This window comes from Salinibacterium sp. (genome assembly GCF_031364185.1).
GTDB lineage: Bacteria > Actinomycetota > Actinomycetes > Actinomycetales > Microbacteriaceae > Rhodoglobus.
In genome coordinates this window covers 1-3,137 of sequence record NZ_JANLVV010000387.1, presented here as the reverse complement: position 1 = coordinate 3,137, position 3,137 = coordinate 1, and the positions used below count along the sequence as shown (strand labels likewise).

Annotated in this window: 4 protein-coding genes; all 4 read right to left on the bottom strand. The window is 61.9% G+C overall.

Going from position 1 to position 3,137, the window contains the following annotated elements; translation table 11 throughout:
- Nucleotides 1-1,499: DUF2235 domain-containing protein (locus RMN95_RS16655; protein WP_309618023.1), on the bottom strand; the 1,499-nt coding region annotated here is incomplete at its 3' end.
- A 9-nt stretch (nucleotides 1,500-1,508) separates the two neighbouring features.
- Nucleotides 1,509-1,973, bottom strand: a complete 465-nt coding sequence (locus tag RMN95_RS16650; RefSeq protein WP_309618022.1) for a DUF3304 domain-containing protein — start codon at nucleotides 1,971-1,973, stop codon at nucleotides 1,509-1,511.
- Complete coding sequence (locus RMN95_RS16645) at nucleotides 1,966-2,820, bottom strand: DUF4123 domain-containing protein (protein WP_309618021.1); 855 nt, start codon at nucleotides 2,818-2,820, stop codon at nucleotides 1,966-1,968. Before RMN95_RS16645 ends, RMN95_RS16650 begins: the two co-directional genes overlap by 8 nt.
- Before the next feature lie 7 nt (nucleotides 2,821-2,827).
- On the bottom strand, nucleotides 2,828-3,137 hold a 310-nt coding region (locus tag RMN95_RS16640), incomplete at its 5' end, for a DUF2345 domain-containing protein (RefSeq protein ID WP_309618020.1).

Below are 3,137 nucleotides of genomic sequence, written 5' to 3'. Positions count from 1 at the left end.
GCCGCCTTGATGGTTCGTTCGCGAAGGGTCAGCTTGCCGCCGTTCTTGGCACGCCAGACGATGTCTTGAACATCCCAGAGGTACTTGGCATTTTCCTGATCGAGGTCGGACAACGCTCCACCCGCCTCGGCGGCGTCTGCTCGGCTTTGTTGCTCACGCTTGAGGATGGCATCGTACGTTTGCTGATCTTCCAGCGAGAACACCGGGCCAAACTCGTTGTAAGAACCATTGCTCTTCTGGAGCGCCGTGCGCTCGCTCATTGCGGCCTGCTGTGCCGCTTTGGCGGCTTCTCGGGCGGCCTTGAGCCGCTGGGATGACGGAAGGTCCGTCTTCGCGTTCACGCGCTTCCTGAGCCAGCGATGGAAGAGTTGCATGTGCGCCGCCTGAACTTCTTCCATCGGACCGCTCTTCATCGGCACGGCATCGACGTAGGCATTGAAGGCGGTGCGCAGGGCGGGGTCATCCTTGTTGAATTCGTCTTGAACCTCAGGCGCCAGTTTCGCGATCGGGCTGAACAGCACGCCGCCGGTAAACGCCAGATCGAACATCTGGCTCAGCGAGAAGCGGGAGATAGTGTTTTGACGGCCCTGGTACTGCGGCGAGTAGCCGCCGCCCACGTCGGAGTGAACGCCGGGATACCAGATCTCGACGGTGTTCTCGGGGTACGCGGCATCGATCCGGGTGGAGTCGAGCGGGAAACGGCGGCGCAATTCGTGTGCCGCATTCATGTGCACCGATTGCTCCACCATCGCGGGCAGCTTCATGTCGTGGGCCCAGCCGTTGTGACCGCCGTTGGCCGTGATGGTCGCGCCGGCCAAGTTGTCGTAGGCCGAACAGACGGTGTCGAACAGCCCCGCGAAAGCGACGCGAACGGGCTCGCCTTTGTAGACGTAACCATCGTCTTTGAGCACGCATTTCGCAGCCAGATCGCGAACGAAGGCCCGTGCCTGGGCGGCGCCGCGCGAGAAGCCGAAAACGGTCACGTTGATCAGCAGGATTCTTTGCTGGGTGGGGACCTTTGCCAGCTCTTCGTCGAGCAGTTCGAGGGCTTTTTTGATGCGGGTATCGGCGCCTTTGCCGATCGAGGAGCCGAGCATGCCGCCGCTGTCGCCGACCACTGGATACGGCGTACCGGCACCGGGGATGTAGATCGCTCTGATCGTGTCACCGTTGTCTTTGTGTGCATCACTGAGCTTTGCGATGTTGGACAAGGCTCTGCGTTCGAGTGGCTTCGCCATCTCTTGATCGCGGTTGTTGCCTGTGCCATCGAAGAACACGCTGAAGTGCAGCACCTTCGTGCACTGGCACATCGCTTCTTCCTTCTCCGGCACCGTGGCACACAACGCCATCTGACGTTGCTCGCGTTCCTTGGCGGTGAGAACGCGCTGGCCCGGCGCGCGACGCGCCGTTTCCGCAGCCTCGCCTCCTTGGACGGGATCAGTCAGGCCCGGCTTGGGGTCGGTCTGGTTCTTGACGTAGGTGGGGTCGATGTTGGCCATGGTTTTCGATCAACGGTGATAGCCGGGTGGTGGCGGGATGCGGCGCTTCGGGCGGTCGGCCTCCAACTCGGCCTCGATGTGACCATCGGGATAGAAGTGAAGCACGAGATACGTCGGGTTCGCGGGGTACGGTCGCGCGACCTCGACACTGGCCGTCTTTGCCTGGATCGGCATTCGGGTGTATTCGTCATCGGCGACCGAGTAGATGGATCCAACGGCCCAGCCAATCTTCAAAGTCGCTTCGCTCGTCGTGTTTGACGGTGCCATCAGGCCTTGAATGCGATCACCGCCGCCACCAAAAGCGTCAACCCCGGCTGCCCATACGCCATTGACGGAGACGTCTCCAATGTATCGATCCGTGTAGTTGAACTTGACGATGCTCACCGAGCGCCCGGCAGGCGCTGCCGTTGCGCATCCGCTGAGCACGCCCAGGCCCGCAGCCTTGAGAAGGTTTCGTTTCATGATGTCAGTCATGGTGCTCTGCCTTGATGGCTTGTCGCAAGGTCAGCGTTCCCGCTTTGACTTGGTCAAGCGCAGCACGCCACCGCGGTTGCTGATGAAAACCCGGGCCTCGGGTCAAGGCCAACGTACAAAAGAGAATCCCACTCGGGCCACCGTCGATTCCGAATTGCTCTGCCGCCTGAAGCGCCGATCGAAAGAACGCATACCGCTGCGTGGCAGGCACCGTCTCCAGCAGTTCCTGATCGGTCTGCATGAAGTGTTCGATCACCGCGTAGGGATAGCAGGCATCGATCAAGTGTGCCTGCTGACGCTCGTCCAGCGCCAGCGGCGGGACGAACGCGTCGTCCGAAGCAAAGCTGCACGACAGGCTGCGCCACTGGTGCGTGTGGTCAACGACCCACCATTGGCTGCAGACCGAGAAGAACACTCGCCTTTGGTCTGCCTCTAGGCACTCGTGCAGATGCGGGGTGACACGCCCATCGAAGTAGCGGTTGACGCAATCGAAGCGGTCGGGGAGGCGGGCGTCGAGTCTGGCGCGTAGCCGCTGTGCCAGTTCGAGAGCAGACAGAGGCGACACGAGCCAACCCAACGCGCCGTGGGACTCGGTCGCGTCACTCAAAGCTCTGACCACCCCTCCCCAAGCAGACAAGCCTGCAACCGCAACCAGATGCGGTGTGGCGCTGGCTTTAGCGGGCGCAATCGGTCGGCCGAAGAGGGACTCGACTGCCAGCACCAGTCCATCGCGCGGCAGCTTGTCGGTGAGTCGCTCGACTTGCGCCGCGTCGATCAAGGCAAATTGGTTGTCGCCTTCCGTCAATGGAACCACCGGCGGTACTCGTAATGTTGCCCAGAGCGTCATACCGATCTCACGCCTGCTTTGCAAATGGTGCAGCGCTTCTGGCGGCACTCAAAAGGCACTCCACACACACCTGTTGTGGCAATGTCGGAAGCGCGAAGCTCGCCCCCTCCGGCCCCACGAAGCTCTTCGTGCTAGCCCTGACCGTGATCGTCCCCGGGCACTGCACCGTGATGTTCCCGCCTTCGATCGTGATGCTGGCACCGCCCTTGGTGGCCAGCACGATCTTCTTCGCGGCGGCCCAGTCGATGTGGGCGGTCTTGCTCTGGATGCTCACGTCGTCCTTGGCGGCGACTTGCAGCGCATCGGCCTGCGCCTGC

Coding starts and splice junctions, on each gene's coding strand:
- RMN95_RS16645 (WP_309618021.1), bottom strand. CDS start 2,820: ATGACGCTCTGGGCAACATTACGAGTACCGCCGGTGGTTCCATTGACG.
- RMN95_RS16650 (WP_309618022.1), bottom strand. CDS start 1,973: ATGACTGACATCATGAAACGAAACCTTCTCAAGGCTGCGGGCCTGGGC.